This window comes from Pantoea sp. EKM21T, from assembly GCF_011800405.1.
GTDB lineage: Bacteria > Pseudomonadota > Gammaproteobacteria > Enterobacterales > Enterobacteriaceae > Pantoea > Pantoea agglomerans.
In genome coordinates this window covers 245,078-267,198 of sequence record NZ_JAALFV010000001.1, presented here as the reverse complement: position 1 = coordinate 267,198, position 22,121 = coordinate 245,078, and the positions used below count along the sequence as shown (strand labels likewise).

At 56.6% G+C, this 22,121-nt stretch carries 15 protein-coding genes; 8 read left to right on the top strand and 7 right to left on the bottom strand.

What is annotated here, in order from left to right:
• The first annotated feature begins 123 nt into the window (after window positions 1-123).
• The 7 genes from cmoM to HFD87_RS01300 all read left to right on the top strand — a co-directional run bounded on the left by cmoM (window position 124) and on the right by HFD87_RS01300 (window position 10,780).
• Window positions 124-909 (top strand): tRNA uridine 5-oxyacetic acid(34) methyltransferase CmoM, encoded by a 786-nt coding sequence (gene cmoM / locus HFD87_RS01330; protein WP_167422844.1) that lies wholly within the window; start codon window positions 124-126, stop codon window positions 907-909.
• Window positions 906-2,228: a chromosome partition protein MukF gene (gene mukF, locus HFD87_RS01325; protein ID WP_010254963.1), complete on the top strand. Its 1,323-nt coding sequence runs from the start codon at window positions 906-908 to the stop codon at window positions 2,226-2,228. Before cmoM ends, mukF begins: the two co-directional genes overlap by 4 nt.
• Window positions 2,209-2,934 (top strand): chromosome partition protein MukE, encoded by a 726-nt coding sequence (gene mukE, locus HFD87_RS01320; RefSeq protein ID WP_010254966.1) that lies wholly within the window; start codon window positions 2,209-2,211, stop codon window positions 2,932-2,934. Before mukF ends, mukE begins: the two co-directional genes overlap by 20 nt.
• On the top strand, window positions 2,931-7,418 hold the full coding sequence (gene mukB / locus HFD87_RS01315; protein WP_167422843.1) for a chromosome partition protein MukB: 4,488 nt from the start codon (window positions 2,931-2,933) through the stop codon (window positions 7,416-7,418). Before mukE ends, mukB begins: the two co-directional genes overlap by 4 nt.
• A gap of 147 nt (window positions 7,419-7,565) precedes the next feature.
• Entirely contained in the window at window positions 7,566-9,377 is a 1,812-nt protein-coding gene (gene ldtD / locus HFD87_RS01310; RefSeq protein WP_167422842.1) for a L,D-transpeptidase, read from the top strand.
• A 185-nt stretch (window positions 9,378-9,562) separates the two neighbouring features.
• Window positions 9,563-10,111 carry a YcbK family protein gene (locus HFD87_RS01305; RefSeq protein ID WP_010254972.1) on the top strand — a complete coding sequence of 183 codons (549 nt, stop codon included), beginning with the start codon at window positions 9,563-9,565 and terminating at the stop codon, window positions 10,109-10,111.
• A 39-nt stretch (window positions 10,112-10,150) separates the two neighbouring features.
• Window positions 10,151-10,780 (top strand): MBL fold metallo-hydrolase, encoded by a 630-nt coding sequence (locus HFD87_RS01300; protein WP_010254975.1) that lies wholly within the window; start codon window positions 10,151-10,153, stop codon window positions 10,778-10,780.
• A 42-nt stretch (window positions 10,781-10,822) separates the two neighbouring features.
• Here HFD87_RS01300 and HFD87_RS01295 read toward each other — a convergent pair whose 3' ends face one another.
• The 4 genes from HFD87_RS01295 to pncB form a co-directional block, all read right to left on the bottom strand.
• On the bottom strand, window positions 10,823-12,013 hold the full coding sequence (locus HFD87_RS01295; RefSeq protein WP_167422841.1) for an amino acid aminotransferase: 1,191 nt from the start codon (window positions 12,011-12,013) through the stop codon (window positions 10,823-10,825).
• A gap of 233 nt (window positions 12,014-12,246) precedes the next feature.
• A complete protein-coding gene (ompF, locus tag HFD87_RS01290) occupies window positions 12,247-13,416 on the bottom strand; it encodes a porin OmpF (RefSeq protein WP_010669769.1) in 1,170 nt (389 codons plus the stop codon).
• Between the two features lie 301 nt (window positions 13,417-13,717).
• Complete coding sequence (asnS, locus tag HFD87_RS01285; RefSeq protein WP_022625935.1) at window positions 13,718-15,118, bottom strand: asparagine--tRNA ligase; 1,401 nt, start codon at window positions 15,116-15,118, stop codon at window positions 13,718-13,720.
• 157 nt (window positions 15,119-15,275) lie between these two features.
• Window positions 15,276-16,481, bottom strand: coding sequence for a nicotinate phosphoribosyltransferase (gene pncB, locus HFD87_RS01280; RefSeq protein ID WP_167422840.1), 1,206 nt, complete (start codon window positions 16,479-16,481; stop codon window positions 15,276-15,278).
• Between the two features lie 243 nt (window positions 16,482-16,724).
• On the opposite strand from pncB, the gene pepN reads away from it, so the two are divergent.
• Window positions 16,725-19,340 carry an aminopeptidase N gene (gene pepN / locus HFD87_RS01275; protein WP_167422839.1) on the top strand — a complete coding sequence of 872 codons (2,616 nt, stop codon included), beginning with the start codon at window positions 16,725-16,727 and terminating at the stop codon, window positions 19,338-19,340.
• 37 nt (window positions 19,341-19,377) lie between these two features.
• Here the strand turns inward: pepN and ssuB are convergent, their stop codons facing one another.
• The 3 genes from ssuB to ssuD are packed head-to-tail and all read right to left on the bottom strand — an operon-like array spanning window position 19,378 to window position 22,113.
• Window positions 19,378-20,166: an aliphatic sulfonates ABC transporter ATP-binding protein gene (gene ssuB, locus HFD87_RS01270; RefSeq protein WP_167422838.1), complete on the bottom strand. Its 789-nt coding sequence runs from the start codon at window positions 20,164-20,166 to the stop codon at window positions 19,378-19,380.
• Window positions 20,163-20,954, bottom strand: coding sequence for an aliphatic sulfonate ABC transporter permease SsuC (gene ssuC, locus HFD87_RS01265; protein WP_010254987.1), 792 nt, complete (start codon window positions 20,952-20,954; stop codon window positions 20,163-20,165). The genes ssuB and ssuC overlap by 4 nt, the downstream gene beginning before the upstream one ends.
• A gap of 10 nt (window positions 20,955-20,964) precedes the next feature.
• Window positions 20,965-22,113 (bottom strand): FMNH2-dependent alkanesulfonate monooxygenase, encoded by a 1,149-nt coding sequence (ssuD, locus tag HFD87_RS01260; protein WP_167422837.1) that lies wholly within the window; start codon window positions 22,111-22,113, stop codon window positions 20,965-20,967.
• Window positions 22,114-22,121 lie beyond the last annotated feature (8 nt).

The window sequence follows — 22,121 nt, the reverse complement described above, 5'->3', positions numbered from 1 at the left end:
AAAAAGAGTCCTGTTGTCCGAAAATAGAGCACCCGGAAGGGAAGATGGGGATGAAAGGTTCATTCTTCTGGTGCCTGTGACAAAATAGCACAAGTCTCACCGCAGCATACCGGAGCGCATGCCATGCAGGATCGTAACTTTGACGATCTCGCGGATAAATTTTCGCAAAATATTTACGGCACCACTAAAGGGAAGATACGCCAGGCCATCCTCTGGGATGAGCTGGAGAAGATAGTGCCCGGTCTGTCACCGCACCCGCTGTCGGTGCTGGATGCTGGCGGCGGTGTCGGCCAGGTCTCCAGCGGGCTTGCTGCGCAGGGCCATCAGGTTCTGCTGTGCGACCTGTCCAGCGAGATGCTGCGCCGGGCCGGGGAAAATGCGGCGGCGCAGGGTGTGAGCCACAACATGCAATTCAGACAAATTAGCGCTCAGCAGGTGGGTGAACATTTGGATAAGCCGGTGGATCTGGTATTGTTCCACGCTGTGCTTGAGTGGGTCGCTGAACCGGAGAAGGTGCTGAAAGCGCTGTACGATCTGCTGCGTCCGGGGGGCGTCATGTCGCTGATGTTTTACAATCTGCACGGCCTGACATTGCGCACCTTAACGCTGGGTAACTTCGGCTATCTGCGCACCAACCTGACCAAACGCAAAAAGCGAACGCTGTCGCCTGACTATCCGCGCGACCCCGAGCAGGTCTATCGCTGGCTGGAGGCGTGTGGCTTTGTGATTGAGCAGCGTGCCGGGATCCGGGTGTTCAGTGACTACATGAAGCCGCCGAAGGGCGAGCCAAAAAGCGACGACGAAATTATTGAGATGGAGCGGCGTTACTGCCGTCAGGAACCCTTTTTGAGCTTAGGGCGCTACATCCACGTGACCGCGCGTAAACCCGGGCAGAAGGACGAATTATGAGTGAATTTTCCCAGACGGTACCTGAACTGGTCTCCTGGGCGCGCAAAAATGACTTTTCCCTTGCGCTGCCAGTGGAACGTCTGGCCTTTTTGCTGGCTATCGCCACCCTCAACGGTGAGCGGATGGATGGCGAAATGAGCGAAGGCGATCTGATTGATGCTTTCCGTCACGTCAGTAAAGCTTTCGAACAAACCCATGAAACCGTGTTGGTTCGTGCCAACAACGCCATCAACGACATGGTGCGACAGCGCCTGCTCAACCGTTTTACCAGCGAAATCACGGAAGGCAATGCCATCTATCGCCTGACGCCGCTGGCGATCGGCATCACCGACTATTACATCCGCCAGCGTGAGTTCTCGACTCTGCGCCTGTCGATGCAGCTGTCGATTGTGGCCAATGAGCTTAAGCGGGCAGCCGATGCTGCGCAGGAAAACGGTGATGAGTTTCACTGGCACCGCAATGTTTTCGCGCCGCTGAAATATTCCGTGGCGGAGATCTTCGACAGCATCGATATGACCCAGCGTCTGATGGATGAACAGCAGCAGGCGGTTAAAAATGATATCGCCGAACTGCTGAACAAAGACTGGCGCGCGGCCATCTCCAGCTGTGAAATGCTGCTTTCTGAAACCTCAGGAACGCTGCGTGAACTGCAGGATACGCTTGAAGCCGCGGGCGACAAACTTCAGGAAAATCTGCTGCGCATTCAGGATGCCACGCTGGACAGTCCCGATCTGGGCTTCGTCGATAAGCTGGTGTTTGATCTGCAAAGCAAACTCGACCGTATTACCAGCTGGGGCCAGCAGGCGATTGACCTCTGGATCGGCTATGACCGCCACGTCCATAAATTTATTCGTACCGCCATCGACATGGATAAAAACCGCGTCTTTGCGCAGCGCCTGCGGGTATCGGTGCAGAATTACTTCGACGCGCCCTGGGCGCTGACCTATGCCAACGCCGACCGCCTGTATGACATGCGTGATGAGGCGCTGACGCTGCGTAACGACGAAGTGATGGGCGAACTGCCGCCGGAGATGGAGTACGAGGAGATCAACGAAATCCGCGAACAGCTGGCAGCGATGATTGAAGAAGCGCTGCAGGTCTACAAATCGCAACAAAAACCGCTCAACCTCGCGTCAGTGATGCGCGACTACCTGGCCCAGTATCCCCGAGCCCGCCATTTCGATCTGGCGCGCATTGTGGTGGATCAGGCGGTGCGCCTTGGCGTAGCGGAAGCTGATTTAGCCGGTTTGCCTGTGGAATGGCAAGCCATCAATGATTACGGAGCCAAGGTGCAGGCACATGTCATCGACAAATATTGAACAAGTGATGCCGGTTAAGCTGGCACAGGCACTGGCCAACCCGATTTTTCCCGCGCTGGACAGCCAGTTACGCGCCGGACGCCATATCGGTATCGAAGAGCTGGATAATCACGCTTTTCTGATGGACTACCAGTCGTTTCTCGAAGAGTTTTACAGCCGCTATAACGTTGAGTTAATCCGTGCGCCGGAAGGCTTTTTCTATCTGCGTCCGCGTTCAACCACGCTGATTCCGCGTTCCGTGCTCTCTGAGCTGGACATGATGGTCGGGAAGATTCTCTGCTATCTCTATCTCAGCCCGGAACGACTGGCCAATGAAGGTATCTTCACCCAGCAGGAGCTGTACGACGAACTGCTCTCTCTGGCCGATGAGAACCGCCTGCTGAAGCTGGTCAACCAGCGTTCAACCGGTTCGGATCTGGATCGCACCAAGCTGCAGGAGAAAGTGCGCGCCTCTCTGAGCCGCCTGCGTCGCCTTGGCATGGTGTGGTTTTTCGGCAACGACAGCAGCAAGTTCCGCATCACGGAATCGGTGTTCCGCTTTGGTGCCGACGTGCGCGGCGGTGATGATGCCCGTGAAGCGCAGCTTCGTCTGATTCGTGATGGCGAGGCCATGCTACTGGAAAACGCGACAGCACCAGTCGACACCGATGACGGTGAAGGACAGGAAAGCGACGCGAGTGAGAACGCAGAGGAAGAACAGGCATGATTGAGCGCGGAAAGTTTCGTTCGCTTACGCTGATCAACTGGAACGGCTTTTTTGCCCGTACTTTTGATCTCGATGAATTAGTGACCACGCTGTCAGGCGGTAACGGTGCGGGTAAGTCCACCACGATGGCGGCATTTGTCACCGCGCTGATCCCCGATTTAACGCTGCTGCACTTCCGTAACACCACCGAAGCGGGCGCGACATCAGGATCCCGTGACAAGGGTCTGCACGGTAAACTGCGGGCTGGCGTCTGCTACTCCATGCTGGATGTGGTGAACTCACGCCATCAGCGTGTCGTGGTCGGTGTCCGTCTGCAACAGGTCGCCGGACGCGATAAAAAGGTCGATATTAAGCCATTCAGTATCCATGGCCTGCCCACCGACACCAACCCAACCGATATGCTGACGGAAGTGCTTAACAGCCGTCAGGCACGCGTATTACCGCTGAACGAAGTCAAAGAGCGGGTTGAGGCGCAGGAAGGGGTACAGTTCCGCGCCTATAACTCAGTCACCGATTATCACGCCATGCTGTTTGATCATGGTGTGGTGCCGCGTCGTCTGCGCTCTGCCAGCGATCGCAGCAAGTTTTATCGTCTGATTGAAGCCTCGCTGTATGGCGGTATCTCCAGCGCCATCACCCGATCGCTGCGTGATTACCTGCTGCCTGAAAACAGTGGCGTGCGCAAAGCGTTCCAGGATATGGAAGCCGCGCTGCGCGAGAACCGCATGACGCTGGAGGCGATCCGCGTTACCCAGTCTGACCGCGATCTCTTCAAGCATCTGATCTCCGAGGCGACCAGCTACGTTTCGGCTGACTATATGCGCCACGCCAACGAGCGTCGGGGACACCTCGACAGCGCGTTACAGCTGCGCAACGAGCTGTTCAGCAGCCGCAAGCAGCTCGCCACCGAGCAGTATCGTCATGTTGAGATGGCGCGCGAACTGGCTGAGCACAGTGGTGCAGAAAACGATCTTGAAGTCGATTATCAGGCCGCCAGCGATCACCTGAACCTGGTACAGACGGCGATGCGTCAGCAGGAGAAGATTGAGCGCTACGATGCGGATATCGAAGATCTGACGCTGCGGCTGGAAGAGCAGACCGAAGTGGTCGCCGAAGCGCGTGAAATTCAGGAAGAGAATGAAGCGCGGGCCGAAGCGGCTGAGCTGGAAGTAGATGAGCTGAAAAGTCAGCTGGCCGATTTCCAGCAGGCGCTCGACGTGCAGCAAACCCGCGCTATCCAGTATCAGCAGGCATTGCAGGCGCTGGAGCGCGCCCGCACGCTCTGCCAGCTGCCCGATCTGAGCATTGAAAATGCGGCTGAATGGCAGGAAAGCTTCCAGGCAAAAGAGGAAGAGGCGACAGAACGGTTGCTGCGCCTGGAGCAGAAGCTGAGCGTAGCGGAAGCGGCGCACAGTCAGTTTGAACAGGCGCTGGCGCTGGTGACCAGCATTGCCGGTGACGTGACCCGTCAGGACGCCTGGCAAACCGGCCGCGAACTGCTGCGTGATGCCAGCAACCAGCGTCATCACGCCGAACAGCTCTCTTCGCTGCGTCTGCGTCTCAATGAGCTGGAGCAGCGTCTGCGCGAACAGCATGAGGCGGAACGTCTGCTGGCGGAATTCTGCAAGCGTCAGGGGCAGCATTATGAAGCGGATGCGCTGGCAGGCCTGCAGCAGGAGCTTGAAGCACAGATTGAACAGCTGAACAGCAGCGTCTCCGACGCCGGTGAGCAGCGCATGATGATGCGCCAGGAGCTGGAGCAGCTGCGTGAACGCATCACCAGCCTGACCGCCCGTGCGCCACACTGGCTGGCGGCGCAAGAGATCCTGACTCAGCTCAGCGAACAGACCGGCCAGGCGCTGAACAGCAGCCAGGACGTCACCGAATATATGCAGCAGCTGCTGGAGCGTGAGCGTGAAACCACCGTCGAGCGCGACGAAGTGGCCGCTCAAAAACGTGATATCGAGCGGCAGATTGAACGTCTTAGCCAGCCAGGCGGTGCGGAAGATGCGCGCCTGACCCAGCTGGCAGAACGGTTTGGCGGCGTGTTGCTGTCAGAGATTTACGATGATGTGACGCTGGATGATGCGCCTTACTTCTCGGCGCTCTACGGTCCGTCGCGTCATGCGATTGTGGTGCCGGATCTCTCCCGCGTTCGTGAGTTGCTGGATGGTCTGGAAGAGTGTCCGGAAGATCTCTACCTGATCGAGGGTGATCCGCAGTCGTTCGATGACAGCGTCTTCAGCGTCGATGAACTGCAGAATGCGGTGGTGGTGAAGGTGGCAGAGCGTCAGTGGCGCTACTCCCGCTTCCCGAAAATACCGCTGTTTGGCCGCGCGGCGCGTGAGAATCAGCTGGAGCTGCTGCACCTTGAGCGCGATAAGCTGGCCGAACGCTACGCCACGCTGTCGTTCGACGTGCAGAAAACGCAGCGTCTGCATCAGTCATTCAGCCGCTTTATCGGCAGTCATCTGGCCGTCGCCTTTGACGCCGATCCGGAAGCGCAGATCCGTCAGCTGGGCGCGCGCCGGGGTGAGCTGGAGCGCGCGCTGAATCAGCATGAGAGCAACAATCAGCAGCAGCGTCAGCAGTATGAGCTGGCCAAAGAGGGCGTATCACAGTTAAACCGGCTGCTGCCACGCGTCAATCTGCTGCTGGACGACACGCTGGGCGATCGCTGCGAAGAGATCCGCGAGCAGGTCGATGCGGCACAGGAAGCGGCGCGCTTCCTGCATCAGCATGGCGCTAAGCTGGCGAAACTGGAACCGATCATCGCCGTGCTGCAGAGCGATCCGGAACAGCATGAGCAGTTACAGGCGGATTATCAGCAGGCGCAGCAGCAGCAGCGCAACGCCCGTCAGCAGGCCTTTGCCCTGACAGAAGTGGTGCAGCGTCGCGCCCACTTCAGCTACGACGACTCGGCCAGCATGCTCAACGGCAACAACGACCTCAGCGATAAGCTGCGTCAGCGTCTGGAGCAGGCTGAGGGCGAACGCAGCCGCAGTCGTGATCGCCTGCGTGAACATCAGGCGCAGCTGACGCAATACTCCCAGGTGCTGGCCTCGCTGAAAAGCGCCTATGACGCCAAGCGTGACATGCTCAAAGAGCTGCAGCAGGAGATGCAGGACATTGGCGTCCAGGCTGACAGCAGCGCGGAAGAACGCGCGCGTGTTCGCCGTGACGAGCTCTACACGGCACTGAGTCACAACCGCGCACGCCGCAATCAGCTGGAGAAACAGCTTACCTTCTGCGAAGCGGAGATGGATAACCTGCAGAAGCGACTGCGTCAGCTGGAGCGTCAGTATCATCAGGTGCGTGAACAGGTGGTCAGCGCCAAAGCGGGCTGGTGTACCGTACTGCGTCTGGTGAAAGAGAATGGCGTTGAGCGTCGTCTGCATCGCCGTGAACTGGCCTACCTGAGCGGCGATGAGCTGCGCTCTATGTCGGATAAAGCGCTGGGTGCGCTGCGTCTGGCGGTGGCGGACAACGAACATCTGCGCGACGTGCTGCGACTGTCGGAAGATCCAAAACGTCCGGAACGTAAAATTCAGTTCTTTATTGCGGTTTATCAGCATCTGCGCGAGCGTATTCGTCAGGATATTATTCGGACTGACGATCCGGTCGAAGCGATTGAGCAGATGGAAATCGAACTGAACCGTCTGACGGAAGAGCTGACGGCGCGTGAGCAGATGCTGGCAATCAGTTCGCGCAGTGCGGCCAACATCATCCGTAAAACGATCCAGCGTGAACAGAACCGTATCCGCCAGCTCAACCAGGGCCTGCAGACCGTCAGCTTTGGTCAGGTACGCAGCGTGCGGCTCAACGTGAACGTGCGTGAAACCCACGCCATGCTGCTGGATACGCTGTCGGAAGAGCACGAGCAGCATCAGGATCTCTTTAACAGCAATCGCCTGACCTTCTCGGAGGCGCTGGCGAAACTCTATCAGCGTCTTAATCCGCACATTGATATGGGGCAGCGTACGCCGCAGACCATCGGTGAGGAGCTGCTGGACTACCGCAACTATCTGGAGATGGAAGTGGAAGTCAACCGCGGTTCAGATGGCTGGCTGCGCGCAGAGAGCGGGGCGCTCTCAACCGGTGAAGCGATCGGTACCGGTATGTCCATTCTGGTGATGGTGGTGCAGAGCTGGGAAGAAGAGTCCCGTCGTCTGCGCGGCAAAGATATTTCGCCATGCCGACTGCTGTTCCTTGATGAAGCGGCCCGTCTGGATGCCCGCTCCATCGCCACGCTGTTCGAACTCTGTGAGCGACTGGAGATGCAGCTGGTGATTGCAGCGCCGGAGAATATCAGTCCGGAAAAAGGCACGACCTACAAACTGGTGCGTAAGGTGTTTAATAACACCGAGCATGTGCATGTGGTCGGTCTGCGTGGTTTTGCTGCCGATCCTTCGCCGGTGCGGGCGGGAAGCGACGCAGATGCGCTGCCCGATTTAACCGCTGAAAATTCGCAGGCTGAAACGTAGTCAAAAACTGAACCATTCGTTAATCTGGTTACGGCATTTGTCGCATGAGGCAAATGCCGTTTTTGTTTGTATACTCACATGATGAGTCACAGCGCGGTCGCAGTGGATACAGGGAACACTGCGAAGTTGAAAAACAAGGGGGCAGGGATGTTGCTGGTAAAAAAATTAAATCATCATCGCGTTCTATCATTGTTAGCGCTGGCGCTAACCGTTGTTCCATTTACGCTACCGCAGGCCGCTGTTATCGCCGCTTTGCCCGGGACAACGCAGGCGGCTATCTCCGTTTCCGAAAGTCAGCAACGCATCCGGCAGGCGTTTTCCAGCGCCGATCAGCCGTTTTATCTGGCACCGCTGGCGACGCTCTATGCATCCCGCCATATGCAACCGCTCTGGCAGGATCCCCAGGCGATACAAAAATTTCAGCAGCAGCTGGCTGAAGTGGCGCTTTCTGGTGTTCAGCCACAGTTCACGCGCTGGATTGAGCGTCTGACAAACCCGGCGATCACCGGCTTTGCCCGGGATGTCGCGCTGTCCGATGCGATGCTGGGCTATCTGCAATTTGTTTCGAATGTGCCGACGCAGGGTGAAACCTGGCTTTACAGCAATGTTCCCTACCGGCTGACACAGCCGTCGGTGGCGGTCGTGAATCAGTGGCAGAACGCGGTCAATGCAGGATCGGGCAACACGTTTATTGCGTCACTGCAGCCGCAGCACCCGCAGTATCAGCCGATGCACGCCGCGCTGAAAACCCTGCTAGGTGATAAACAACCCTGGCCGCAGCTGAAAAGCAGTGAAACGCTGCGCCCGGGACAGGTCAGTGACGATGTGCCGGCGCTGCGTGAAATCCTGCAGCGCAGCGGCATGTTAACGGCGCAGGTTAATGCACCTGTACCGGATGACGATGCGGTGCCGGTGGCCGCCTCACCAGTGACCCACAGCGACCAGCCGGTTGCGGTCAGCCCTTCCGCCGCGCCAGTCACCGATCTGTCCGCGCCTTCACTGCATTCGCCGGGTAACGTTCAGAGTCAGACGCTGGAAGGGAATACCGCCAATGTCTATGACGAGACGCTGGTGGCAGGTGTGAAGCGTTTCCAGCAGTGGCAGGGACTGGATGGCGACGGTGCTATCGGTGCCAGAACGCGGCAGTGGCTTAACGTCTCTCCGCAGATGCGTGCTTCGTTGCTGGCGCTGAACATTCAGCGACTGCGCCTGCTGCCGGACGATATGCACAACGGCATTATGGTGAACATCGCCAACTACTCGCTGATTTATTACAACAACGGCAACAAGATCCTCTCATCACGCGTCATCGTCGGGCGTCCCGATCGCAAAACGCCGTTGATGCGCAGCGCACTCAATAATGTGGTGCTGAACCCGCCATGGAATGTGCCGACCACGCTGGTGCGTAAAGATATCATTCCTAAAGTGAAGCAGGATCCGACCTATCTCTATAAGCATGGCTATACCCTGCTGTCGGGCTGGAGCGCTGACGCTGAAGTGATCGATCCCAGCATGATCGACTGGCGCATGGTCACCGCTTCATCGTTCCCCTATCGGTTGATTCAGGCACCGGGTGTGGCGAATGCGCTGGGCCGCTATAAATTTAATATGCCCAGCTCAGATGCGATCTATCTGCACGACACGCCGAACCACAACCTGTTCCAGCGGGATATCCGCGCGCTCAGCTCAGGCTGCGTCCGGGTAAATAAAGCGTCCGAACTGGCGGGCTTATTACTGCAGGACGCGGGCTGGAACGATGCCCGCATCTCCAGTACGTTAAAAGAGGGTGACACCCGCTACGTGCCCATTCGGCATCGTATTCCGGTCAATCTCTATTATCTGACGGCGTGGGTCGCTGATGATGGCAAACCACAGTTCCGCACAGATATTTACAATTATGATGACACCGCGCGTTCGGGCAGCCAGGCTTTGAGTCGGGCTGAGCAATTGCTGCTCTAGTGATTGATTTTAAATCGTTAGCGGCGGGCCGGTTATTCAAAAAAATGTTATCAAATGGCGATTCCTGCAGGGATCGCCACGCAAACAGGTTGTAGATGGGTTGACGCTCTACTGAGAGAAAGTTATGGTTCGGGCTGTGCGCTTTTTGCACATTTCTATGGCTTCACTCTCAGGTAAATCGTTACATGTCTACTATTGATTCTTTTCGTCGCAAACTACTGCTGTGCGGTAGCGCCGCCGCCGGTCTGGCATTATTACCCGCTTCTGCAAGGGCCTCGCTTTCTACCTCTCGCCCGCGTGTATTGATGCTTAATAATCTTCATACCGGTGAAACCCTTAAAACTGAGTTTTTTAATGGTAAGAGTTACGACAAGGATGAGTTGTCACGATTAAATCACTTTTTCCGTGACTATCGCGCCAATAAAGTGAAAAGCATCGATCCGCACCTGTTTGATCAAATCTTCCGCCTGCAGGCGCTGCTGGGAATGCGTAAACCGATACAGCTGGTTTCGGGCTACCGTTCACTGGCAACCAACAACATGTTACGTGAGAGCGGTCCTGGGGTGGCAAAGCACAGCTATCACACCAAAGGCCAGGCAATGGATTTCCATATCGAAGGGGTTTCTCTGGCCAATGTACGCAAAGCGGCGTTATCTCTGCGTGCGGGTGGTGTAGGATATTATCCCCGCAGTAACTTTGTACATATTGATACCGGGCCGATCAGGCACTGGTAATGACACCGGCAACGCTGCGTGAGCCGGTCATGGAGCGTTATGAATTACCACATTATTCCTGTTACCGCGTTTGCCCAGAATTGTTCAGTTATCTGGTGCGAGTCTACTCGTGAAGCCGCGCTGGTTGATCCAGGCGGCGATGCCGATCTGATCAAAGAGACGCTGGAACAACGCCAGCTTAAACCTTCCCGGATTCTGCTGACTCATGGACACCTTGATCACGTCGGGGCCGCCGTCGAGCTGGCTGCCTTCTGGCAGATTCCGATTGTCGGACCGCAAAAGCGTGATGCATTCTGGCTGGAAGCGCTGCCTACCCAGAGCCGGATGTTCGGACTTGATGAATGCGCGCCTTTTACCCCCGATCGCTGGCTGGAAGAGGGGGAGAGCGTACAGGTAGGGCTGACCACGCTGGAAGTCCTGCACTGTCCGGGCCATTCGCCTGGCCACGTGGTGTTCTTCGATCGGCCAGGAAGGTTACTGATTTCAGGTGACGTGATTTTTAATGGTGGTGTGGGACGCACAGACTTCCCGCAGGGCGATCATCAACAGTTAATCGATGCTATCCGCACGAAACTGCTGCCGCTGGGCGATGATGTCACTTTTCTGCCCGGTCACGGCCCGATTTCTACGCTGGGGCATGAACGCATCAGCAATCCTTTCCTGCAATAAAAAATGGGCCAGCAGGCCCATTTTTCAATTCGGTCATCCTGCTTACAGCACGGCGACAATGGCTTCGCACAGCGCCGACATATTGTCTGGCGTCATGCCCGCCACATTCACACGCCCTGAGTTCACCGCGTAGACGCCAAACTCTTCACGCAGGCGAATGACCTGGTCTTTGGTTAAGCCACTGAACGAGAACATGCCGTTCTGCTTAATAATAAAGCTGAAGTCGCGCTGTGCGCCTTTCTCCGCCAGCGTGTTTACGAAGAGCTGGCGCATGCGCTGAATGCGCTGACGCATGTCCGACAGCTCCTGCTCCCAGATGGTACGCAGGGTATCGTTGCCCAGAATGGTGGCGACGATGGCGGCGCCATGTGCCGGCGGATTGGAGTAGTTCGCGCGAATGGTGTACTTCACCTGACTGAACGCGGTATCTGCCACGCTCGCATCGGCGGCAACCAGCGTGATGGCACCAACACGCTCGTTATACAGGCCGAAATTCTTGGAGTAAGAGCTGGCGACGATCAGTTCCTGATGCGAGGTGGCAAAAATACGCAGGCCTTCTGCATCTTCCTCCAGACCACGGGCAAAACCCTGGTAAGCGAAGTCAAACAACGGCAGCCAGCCGTTGGCCTGTGACAGCTCCGCCAGCTGTTGCCACTGCTCAGCGGTCGGGTCGATACCGGTCGGGTTATGGCAGCAGCCGTGGAACAGCACCACGTCGCCTGGCTGAACCTGTTTCAGTGACGCGACCATGCCATCGAAATCCAGCGTATGGTTTGCCGGGTCGTAATAGTGGTATTCACAGACCTCAAGACCGGCAGCGTTAAACACGTTGTTGTGATTCGGCCAGCTTGGATTGCTGATCCAGACCCGCTTCACCGATGTTTGCGTGGCGAGGAAATCGGCTGCAACGCGTAGCGCGCCTGTACCACCCGGTGTCTGAGCCGTGCGAGCGCGGCCAGTGGTGATTAGCGGGCTCTGGTTGCCAAACAGCAGGGCCTGTGTGCAGCGGGCAAAATCAGCCAGGCCATCAATGCTGAGATAGTTTTTGGTGGTTTCATTTTCCAGCAGATATTGCTCAGCTTTTTTAACACTGGTCAGCACCGGGGTCTTGCCGGTTTCGTCTTTATAGACGCCGATACCCAGATTGATTTTTTCCGGGCGGTCGTCAGCACGAAACAGATCGGCCAGCCCAAGAATAGGATCGGCGGGTGCAGCAGAGATCGATTCAAACATGTGTCAGGTCCATTAGCGTGAACTTTAGCGAAAAGAGCTCTCAGGTTAGCGTCCGGCCAGACAAATGCCAACCGTTTGCGAGACAAATTCATACATTTTGCAGTGTGGATTGCGCGACGGGGAAAGGTAATGATTAAAGCGGGGTAACGGCGCGAGGAAAAACGCACCTGTCGGGAATAGCAGCCATAAAAAAACGGGGCCTTAGCCCCGTTTTCAACATGTTTTAAGCGGAATTAGAACTGGTAAACCAGGCCTACACCCACTACGTCGTCTGTGTTCAGACCCAAGCGGTTGTTGTCATTCAGCTGGTTGATCTGATAGTCCACATAGGTCGACATGTTTTTGTTGAAGTAGTAAGTCGCGCCAACGTCGATGTATTTAATCAGGTCAGCATCGCCCACGCCTTCAATGTCCTTGCCTTTAGACTGTACATAGGCAATGGATGGACGCAGACCGAAGTCGAACTGATACTGTGCAACAAGTTCAATGTTCTGTGCTTTGTTTGCAAAGCCAGTGGTAGAGAACGCGTTGCCGTTAGCCAGAGTACCAGTAGCAGTAACTGGTGTTGAGTTGCGAGTTTCACCGTACATTGCAGCCAGATAAACGTTGTTTGCATCGTACTTAATAGCCGTTGCCCAGTTTTCAGCACGTTTACCAGCACCCTGACCGGTGACAGTGGTAACTGCAGCACCGCCGCCATTAGCCTGGCTAGGTGTAACAGTTGTCTGTGCGCCTGCTGCCTGAGCATTAGTACGATCGCTGCTGCTATAAGCACCTACGATACCCAGACCGATTGGTGAGGTATAAGAGGTTGACACACCGTAGCCGTCGCCGTTGGAGCGACGCAGGCCGTCGGTACCGGTGCGCTCGTTTTTACCCTGATACTGAACTGCGAAGTCCCAGCCATCAACCAGGCCGAAGAAGTTGGTGTTGCGGTAGGTCAGCAGGCCTGTGCTACGGCCGTTCATGAAGTTATCGGAATATCCTGAATCACCACCGAATTCTGGCAGCATATCGGTCCAGCCGATTGCATCATAAACCACACCGTAGTTACGGCCGTAGTCGATTGAGCCAGCATCGCCGAATTTCAGACCGGCAAAGCCCAGACGGGTTTTGTTGCCATTCTGTGCATCAGAACCTTCAGAGTTGTTCGCCTGAACGTTGTATTCCCACTGGCCGTAACCGGTCAGCTGGTCATTAATCTGGGTTTCGCCTTTAAAGCCGAAACGAACATAAGATTTGTCACCGTCGTTGCCTGAGTCATCAGAGAAATAATGCAGGCCAACAGCTTTACCGTACAGGTCCAGTTTGTTGCCGTCTTTGTTATAGATTTCTGCAGCGTTTGCTGCGCCGGCGGCTAACAGAGCAGGGATAACCACTGCAAGAATATTGCGCTTCATCATTATTCATTACCCTCATTGGAGTTATTTGTACACCTGCCACTGCCGTCAAGAAACCTTTACGGGAACCCTGAACGAAGTTTGGTGTCTTCCTGTGTCTGCACGCATCTTTCCATCCCACCCGCCGTAATTCTAGCGCTTAAATGCTACTAAACTCGTAATCTTGTTTCAGTAAGAAAATATGTATTACAAAATGTAAAAAACGCGGAACTTTGTGAGAGAACTCAAAATTTACAAAAATAAAAAAAGGCCGGCAGTGCCGACCTCGTTATATATATGAATTTCTTATATTTAATGCCGAATATCAGAAACTCGCGTTGCGTGGGGTGCGCGGGAAGGGGATTACGTCCCTGACATTTTGTACGCCGGTGACATAGGCGATTAAACGTTCAAAGCCTAATCCAAAGCCAGAATGTGGCACGGTACCGTAGCGACGCAGGTCACGATACCACCAGTAATCTTCTTTATTCAGACCCATCTCTTCCAGACGCGCGTCCAGGACATCCAGACGTTCTTCACGCTGTGAACCGCCAATGATCTCACCAATGCCTGGCGCCAGAACATCCATCGCCGCCACGGTTTTGCCATCGTCATTCAGGCGCATATAGAACGCTTTAATGTCTTTCGGATAGTTTTTCACCACCACCGGCGCTTTAAAGTGTTTCTCCGCCAGGTAACGCTCATGCTCAGAGGAGAGGTCAATACCCCATGAAACCGGGTTTTCGAAGGTCTGACCGCAGTTCATCAGGATCTCAACCGCATCGGTATAATCCACCTGCGCGAAATCGGTGGTGATGAAACGCTGCAGACGCTCAACCGCCTCTTTATCTACCCGCTCAGCAAAGAAGGCCATGTCATCGGCACGCTCTTCCAGCACCGCGTTGAAGACATACTTCAGCATTGATTCGGCCAGTGCAGCGGCATCATCCAGTGAGGCAAAGGCGATTTCCGGCTCCAGCATCCAGAATTCCGCCAGATGGCGGCTGGTGTTGGAGTTCTCTGCGCGGAACGTCGGACCGAAGGTGTAGATCTTCGACAGGGCGCTGGCATAGGTTTCGCCATTCAGCTGACCTGAAACGGTCAGGAACGCCTCTTTACCAAAGAAATCTTCGCTGAAGTCAACTTTGCCCAGATCGTTACGCGGCAGGTTTTCCATATCCAGCGTAGAGACACGGAACATTTCGCCGGCACCTTCGGTATCGGAGGCGGTAATCAGCGGCGTCGAGACCCAGAAATAGCCATTTTCATGGAAGAAGCGATGCAGCGCCTGCGCCAGGGTGTGGCGAACGCGGGCGACCGCGCCAATCAGGTTGGTGCGCGGACGCAGGTGAGCCACTTCGCGCAGGTACTCGATACTGTGGCGTTTCGCCGCCATCGGGTAGCTGTCGGGATCTTCCACCCAGCCTACGACTTCCAGGCTGGTCGCCTGAATCTCAAACGCCTGGCCCTGACCCGGTGAGGCCACCACTTTACCGGTGACGATAACGGAACAGCCCGTGGTCAGACGCAGCACTTCATCCTGATAATTATTCAGAGAATTATTGACGACAGCCTGAACGGGATTAAAGCAGGAGCCGTCATAGACAGCGATGAAGGAAAGACCGGCTTTGGAATCTCTTCGGGTACGCACCCAACCACGTACGGTGACTTCACTGTCAACCGCGACGCGACCGTGCAGTACGTCCGCTACAGGCACTACGCTCATAAATATCTCTCTATATAGAAGAAGTGAGTAAAAAAGTTGCCCCATCCGGGGTTTTGCTATGTTACTTGCGAGTCTTCAGGAAACAAGCAAAATTCAGGGGGAAAGCAGATTTATTACAGCAGAGGCGGGGCGTATCAACGCCCCGATAAGAAGAGGATTAACTCGCTTTTTTCACCAGCGGCAGATCAAAAGCTTTACGCAGCGCCCTGACAAAGGCTTTATCCTGGCAGATGGTTTTTCCCGGGCTGTCTGAGAGTTTCGCCACCGGCTTGCCATTGCACTGCACCAGTTTGATAACGATGTTCAGTGGCGTCACGCCCGGAATATCGCAGGTGAGGCGGGTACCGATGCCGAACACCACGTTCGTCCGCTGGCCAAAGTGGCGGTAAAGCGCCAGCGCTTTGTCGAGATTTAAGTTGTCAGAAAAGACCAGGTGTTTGCTTTGCGGATCGATACCCAGCTTCTGGTAGTGGGCGAGGGCTTTCTCGCCCCATTCGACCGGATCGCCGGAGTCGTGGCGCAGTCCCTGGTAGCGGCGGGCAAACACCGGACCGAAATCACGCAGAAAGGCGTCCATAGCGATGCAATCGGTCAGGGCGATGCCCAGCTTATCGTCATACTCATCCAGCCACGCCTGCAGCGCAGCGCGCTGGCTGTTGGCCAGTACCGGACTGATCTGCTGGAAGGCCTGGAACCACTCATGCGCCTGTGTTCCCACTGGCGTCAGTGACAGACGGCGCGCCAGATCATAGTTACTGGTGCCAATCAGCCACGGAAATTCCTGTTTCAGCGTTGAGACGATCGACTGCTGCACATCCTGCGAATAGCGACGACGGGTGCCAAAATCCATCAGGCGGAAGCGTGACATATCAAGGTCAGCCACCTGGGCTTTAAAGTCGCCGAGTTTCTGATGTAAGTGGTCAAGTGCCTGCTGAGTAGTGACCTGCGGCGTGCGATGACGATGCACAATCTCACTGATCAGCGCCAGCAGCGGCACCTCCCACATGATCACTTCTCGCCACGGCCCCTGAATACGGAGTTCCAGCTTGCCATGATGATTACGCACCTCAACCTGATCCGGGTTATAGCGGAACTGGCGTAACCAGCTGAGGTAATCCTGCCGGAAGAAGGGAAGGTAAGACAACCAGGTCGCTTCATCATCAGTCAGCGCCAGGTGTTGCATTGCGGTTATCGCGTCACGAATTTCGTCAGCGTAGAGACCCAGCAGTTCGTCGCCGCGGCAGCGAAACTCCGCCGCCACCGTTATGTCATGATAGCGGTGGAAAACGGCCTGCTGCATATGGAGCTTATAGGCGTCCGTATCCAGCAGCGAGGTCAGTATCGGGGAAGCATGTCCTGTCATGGCGCGTTTCAGCATCCTGTTCGGTGGCGCAGAGCCCGGTGTTGTACACAGTCATAAAGACGCAAAAGTATAATTCACTATCTGAAGCCGATCACAGCATATTTCAGACGGGCGGGTCGAGGCCAATCTGTGCCATTGTTAACAAAGTGTAGCCATTTCACCCTTTAGGTGCATTGTGCGTGGCAAGCTTGTAGTAACAAGCTTAGACTTTGCCGGTAAACTTATAACAACGCGAGACGCAATATGACGCAACAGCCCCAAATCAAGTATCGCCACGACTACCGTGCGCCTGAGTACACCATCACCGATATCGATTTAACTTTTGAACTGGATGCGTCCACCACTCGTGTAACGGCCATCAGCCAGGTTAAACGACTGGGCGACAGCCAGGCTGAGCTGCGACTGGACGGCGAAGCGTTAACGCTGATTGCGCTGGAGGTCGACGGGCAAGCCTGGACGGCCTTCCGTGAAGAAGAGGGCGCACTGGTCATCAGCCAGCTGCCGGAAAGCTTCACCCTGAAAATTATTAACGATATTCACCCGGACCAGAACACCGCGCTGGAAGGGCTGTATAAATCGGGCGAGGCGCTCTGCACCCAATGTGAGGCTGAAGGCTTCCGTCATATTACCTGGTATCTCGATCGCCCCGACGTGCTGGCGCGCTTTACCACCACCATCTATGCCGACGGTGAGCGCTATCCATTCCTGCTCTCCAACGGTAACCGCATTGACAGCGGCCGGGATGAGCAGGATCGCAGCTGGGTTAAGTGGCAGGATCCGTTCCCGAAACCCTGCTACCTGTTTGCGCTGGTGGCGGGCGATTTCGACGTGCTGCGCGACAGCTTCACTACCCGTTCAGGACGTGATGTGGCGCTGGAGATCTTCGTCGATCGCGGTAACCTCGACCGTGCCGACTGGGCGATGACCTCGCTGAAAAACAGCATGAAGTGGGATGAAGAGCGTTTCGGTCTGGAGTATGACCTCGACATCTTTATGATCGTGGCGGTGGACTTCTTCAACATGGGCGCCATGGAGAACAAAGGCCTTAACGTCTTCAATGCCAAATATGTGCTGGCTAAAGCGGAAACGGCGACGGACAAAGATTACCTGGGCATTGAAGCGGTTATCGGTCACGAATATTTCCATAACTGGACCGGTAACCGCGTGACCTGCCGCGACTGGTTCCAGCTCAGCCTGAAAGAGGGACTGACAGTGTTCCGCGATCAGGAGTTCAGCTCTGATCTGGGCTCACGCGCGGTGAACCGCATTGATAACGTGCGTATCGTACGCGGTGCGCAGTTCGCCGAAGATGCCAGCCCGATGGCACACCCGATCCGTCCGGATCAGGTCATCGAGATGAACAACTTCTATACCCTGACGGTGTATGAAAAAGGGTCAGAAGTGATCCGTATGATGCACACCCTGCTGGGTGAAGAGAATTTCCAGAAGGGCATGAAGCTCTATTTTGATCGCCACGACGGCAGCGCCGCCACCTGTGATGATTTTGTTCAGGCGATGGAAGATGCCTCGAATGTTGACCTGTCGCAGTTCCGCCGCTGGTACAGCCAGTCCGGTACGCCAGTGCTGACGGTGCGCGACGATTACAACCCGGAGCTGGAGCAGTATACGCTGCACGTCACGCAGCACACGCCTGCGACTGCCGATCAGAAAGAGAAGCTGCCGCTGCATATCCCGCTGGATATTGAACTCTACGATGGCGAAGGCAAGGTGATCCCGCTGCAGAATAATGGTCATCCGGTGCATCATGTGCTGAATGTCACCGAGGAGTTCCAGACCTTTATTTTCGATAACGTCTACTTCCAGCCGGTGCCGTCGCTGCTGCGCGAATTCTCTGCTCCGGTTAAGCTTGATTACAAATGGAGTGATGCTCAGCTCACCTTCCTGATGCGTCATGCACGCAACGACTTCTCCCGCTGGGATGCGGCTCAGAGCCTGCTGGCGACCTATATCCGTCTGAATGTCGCCCGCTATCAGCAGGGCCAGCATCTGTCACTACCGCTGCATGTCGCCGACGCCTTCCGCGCGGTGCTGCTGGATACCGACTGCGACCCGGCGCTGACCGCGCTGATCCTGACGCTGCCGTCGGAAAATGAGATTGCCGAGCTGTTTGATACTATCGATCCGCAGGCGATTGCGCTGGTGCGTGACGCGCTGCAACGCACGCTGGCACGCGAACTGGCCGATGAGTTTTTTGCGATCTACAACGCCAATCAGCAGCCTGAATACCGCGTGGAGCATGACGCGATTGGTCAGCGCAGCCTGAAAAATATCTGCCTGACCTATCTCGCCTTCAGCGATGCGCAGCTGGCGGATAAACTGGTGCAGACCCAGTATCACCAGGCGACCAACATGACCGATGCGCTGGCGGCGCTTTCTGCTGCTGTTGCGGCACAGTTACCGTGCCGTGATGCGCTGCTGGCAGCTTACGATGAGCGCTGGCATCAGGATGGTCTGGTGATGGACAAATGGTTTGTGCTGCAGGCGACCAGTCCGGCCGCTAACGTGATGCGCAATGTGCGTCAGCTTCTGAATCATCGCTCCTTCACCATGAGTAATCCGAACCGCGTTCGCTCGCTGGTGGGTGCCTTTGCCTCGGCTAACCCGGCCGCCTTCCATGCTAAAGATGGCAGCGGGTACAAGTTCCTGGTGGAGATGCTTACCGACCTTAACACCCGCAATCCGCAGGTTGCGGCACGGATGGTGGAGCCGCTGATTCGCCTGAAACGTTATGACGAAGGCCGTCAGGCGATGATGCGCCAGGCGCTGGAGCAGCTGCTGGAGCTGGATAAACTCTCTGGCGACCTCTACGAGAAAATTACCCGGGCACTGAACGCCTGATAATAAAAAAGGGGAGTGTCTGAGACACTCCCCTTTTTTAGCGCTGCTGCGCGAAACGAACCGGCTGCGGTCGCTCCGTACGCTGCATGACCCGATCCAGTACCTCCGCTTCCAGCTCGGCCAGCCGCACCGATCCGCGACGGCGGGGACGGGGCAGATCCACCAGCAGATCCAGCCCGATCTGACCCTCTTCGATCAACAGCACGCGATCTGCCATCACCACCGCTTCACTGACATCATGCGTAACCAGCAGCACGGTAAAGTGATGCTGCTGCCACAGTGACTCAATCAATCCCTGCATTTCAATGCGGGTCAGGGCATCCAGCGCCCCCAGCGGTTCATCCAGCAGCAGTAAACCGGGCCGGTGGATCAGCGCTCTGGCCAGTGCGACGCGCTGTTTCTGGCCGCCGGAGAGGGCGGCTGGCCACTCATCAGCCCGATCGGCGAGGCCTACCGCCGCCAGCGCATCCAGCGCCGCGCTGCGCCATTCGCGTCCGCGCAGACCCAGTCCGACGTTATCGATCACTTTTTTCCACGGCAGCAGTCGCGCATCCTGAAACATCAGGCGGGTATCTTCACGAGCCGACTGCAGCGGCGCATTGCCTGCCAGCAGTTCACCGCTGGAGCTCTGTTCGAGACCGGCCAGCAGGCGCAGCAGCGTGCTTTTGCCACAGCCGCTGCGACCCACCACCGCCACAAACTGACCTGAGGGAATATGCAGGTCAATCTTATTCAGAATGGTGCGGCTGCCATACTGTTTGCTGACGCCGTTAACGCCAACCGGGGTGCCGGTGTTGAGGCGCGCCGGTGAGAGAGTCTGGCTCATGCGTTCTCCTCCTTCAGTTGATAAGCGGGATGCCAGCGCAGCCAGACACGTTCAAGTAACAACGCGGCGACATCCGCCAGTTTGCCGAGCAGGGCGTAAAGAATAATGGCGACCACCACCACATCGGTCTGCAGGAATTCACGCGCGTTCATGGCCAGATAGCCGATACCCGCGTTGGCAGAGATGGTCTCTGCCACAATCAGCGTCAGCCACATCAGGCCCAGCGCGAAACGCACGCCGACCATGATATTGGGCAGCGCGCCGGGTAGGATCACCTGAATAAACAGGCTCCAGCCGGAAAGGCCATAGCTGCGCGCCATCTCAACCAGCCCGCGATCGATGTTGCGGATGCCGTGATAAGTATTCAGGTAGATCGGGAACAGCGTCCCCAGCGCCACCAGAAAGATCTTGGCGGACTCATCAATACCGAACCAGAGGATTACCAGCGGGATCAGCGCCAGATGCGGCACATTGCGCAGCATCTGTACCGAGGTATCCAGCAGTCGTTCACCGGTTCTGGAGGTGCCGGTAATCAGCCCGAGCAGCAGGCCGATAGAGCCGCCGATACTGAAGCCGATCAGCGCCCGCCAGCTACTGATCGCCAGATGCTGCCAGAGTTCACCACTGGCGGTCAGCTGCCAGAAGGTGGTCACAATTTTCTCCGGTGCGGGCAGAATACGGGTCGACAACCAGCCGGTTTGCGAGGCAATCTGCCACACCACGACCAGCAGCGTCGGCAGCAGCCAGGGCACCAGCGTATCAGCAAGGCGTTTTCGGGTTCTGGTCATCATGCTCTCCTCAGCCCCGGGCGACTTTTTTCTCAGGGGTAAAATCGTTGGCTACCGCTTCACCGTGTGCCTGAACCACGCGCGGCTGGGGCACCAGTGGAATCTGCAGATCAAGATGCGGGAACAGCAGTTCGCCGACGCGATAAGCCTCTTCCAGGTGCGGATAACCCGACAGGATGAAGGTCTCAATGCCCAGCGCTTCATACTCTTTGATGCGTGCGGCTACGGTCGGACCATCGCCGACCAGCGCGGTCCCGGCTCCGCTGCGCACCAGGCCGACGCCTGCCCACAGGTTAGGGCTGATTTCGAGCTTGTCGCGGCGACCGCCATGCAGCGCGGCCATCCGGCGCTGCCCCACAGAGTCTGCCCGCTGGAACGCCGCCTGCGCTTTCGCGATGGTGGCGTCATCCACATTGGCAATCAGTTTGTCGGCGGCCTGCCAGGCCTCTTCATTGGTTTCACGCACGATCACATGCAGACGGATGCCAAACCGGACGGTGCGTCCCTGGGCTGCCGCTTTCGCGCGCACCTGATCAATCTTCTCTTTGACCTGCGCAGGGGGTTCGCCCCAGGTGAGGTAAACATCGACCTGTTCGGCCGCCAGCTCCTGGGCTGGCTCAGAAGAGCCACCAAACCACAGCGGGGGACGAGGCTGCTGCACCGGTTTAAACATCAGACGCGCACCGCGTACCTTCACGTGCTTGCCTTCATAATCGATGGTTTCGCCTTCCAGCACCCGACGCCAGACGCGGGTAAACTCGGCGGATTCCGCGTAACGCTCGCGGTGATCCAGGAACACACCGTCGCCCGCCAGCTCTTCCGGATCGCCGCCGGTCACCAGATTAAACAGCGCACGTCCGTTAGAAAGACGGTCCAGCGTGGCGGCCTGACGTGCTGCCTGGGTCGGTGAAATCACCCCAGGACGCAGTGCGACCAGAAACCGCAGGCGCTGCGTCACCGGAATCAGCGAGGCGGCAACCAGCCAGGCATCTTCACAGGAGCGGCCGGTCGGGATCAGTACGCCGCCAAAGCCAAGGCGGTCAGCGGCCTGCGCCACCTGTTGCAGATAGGCGTGATCAACCGGTCGCGCCCCTTCGGCAGTACCAAGATAGTGGCCGTCGCCATGCGTCGGCAGGAACCAGAAAATGGATACGCTCATTGTTGCTC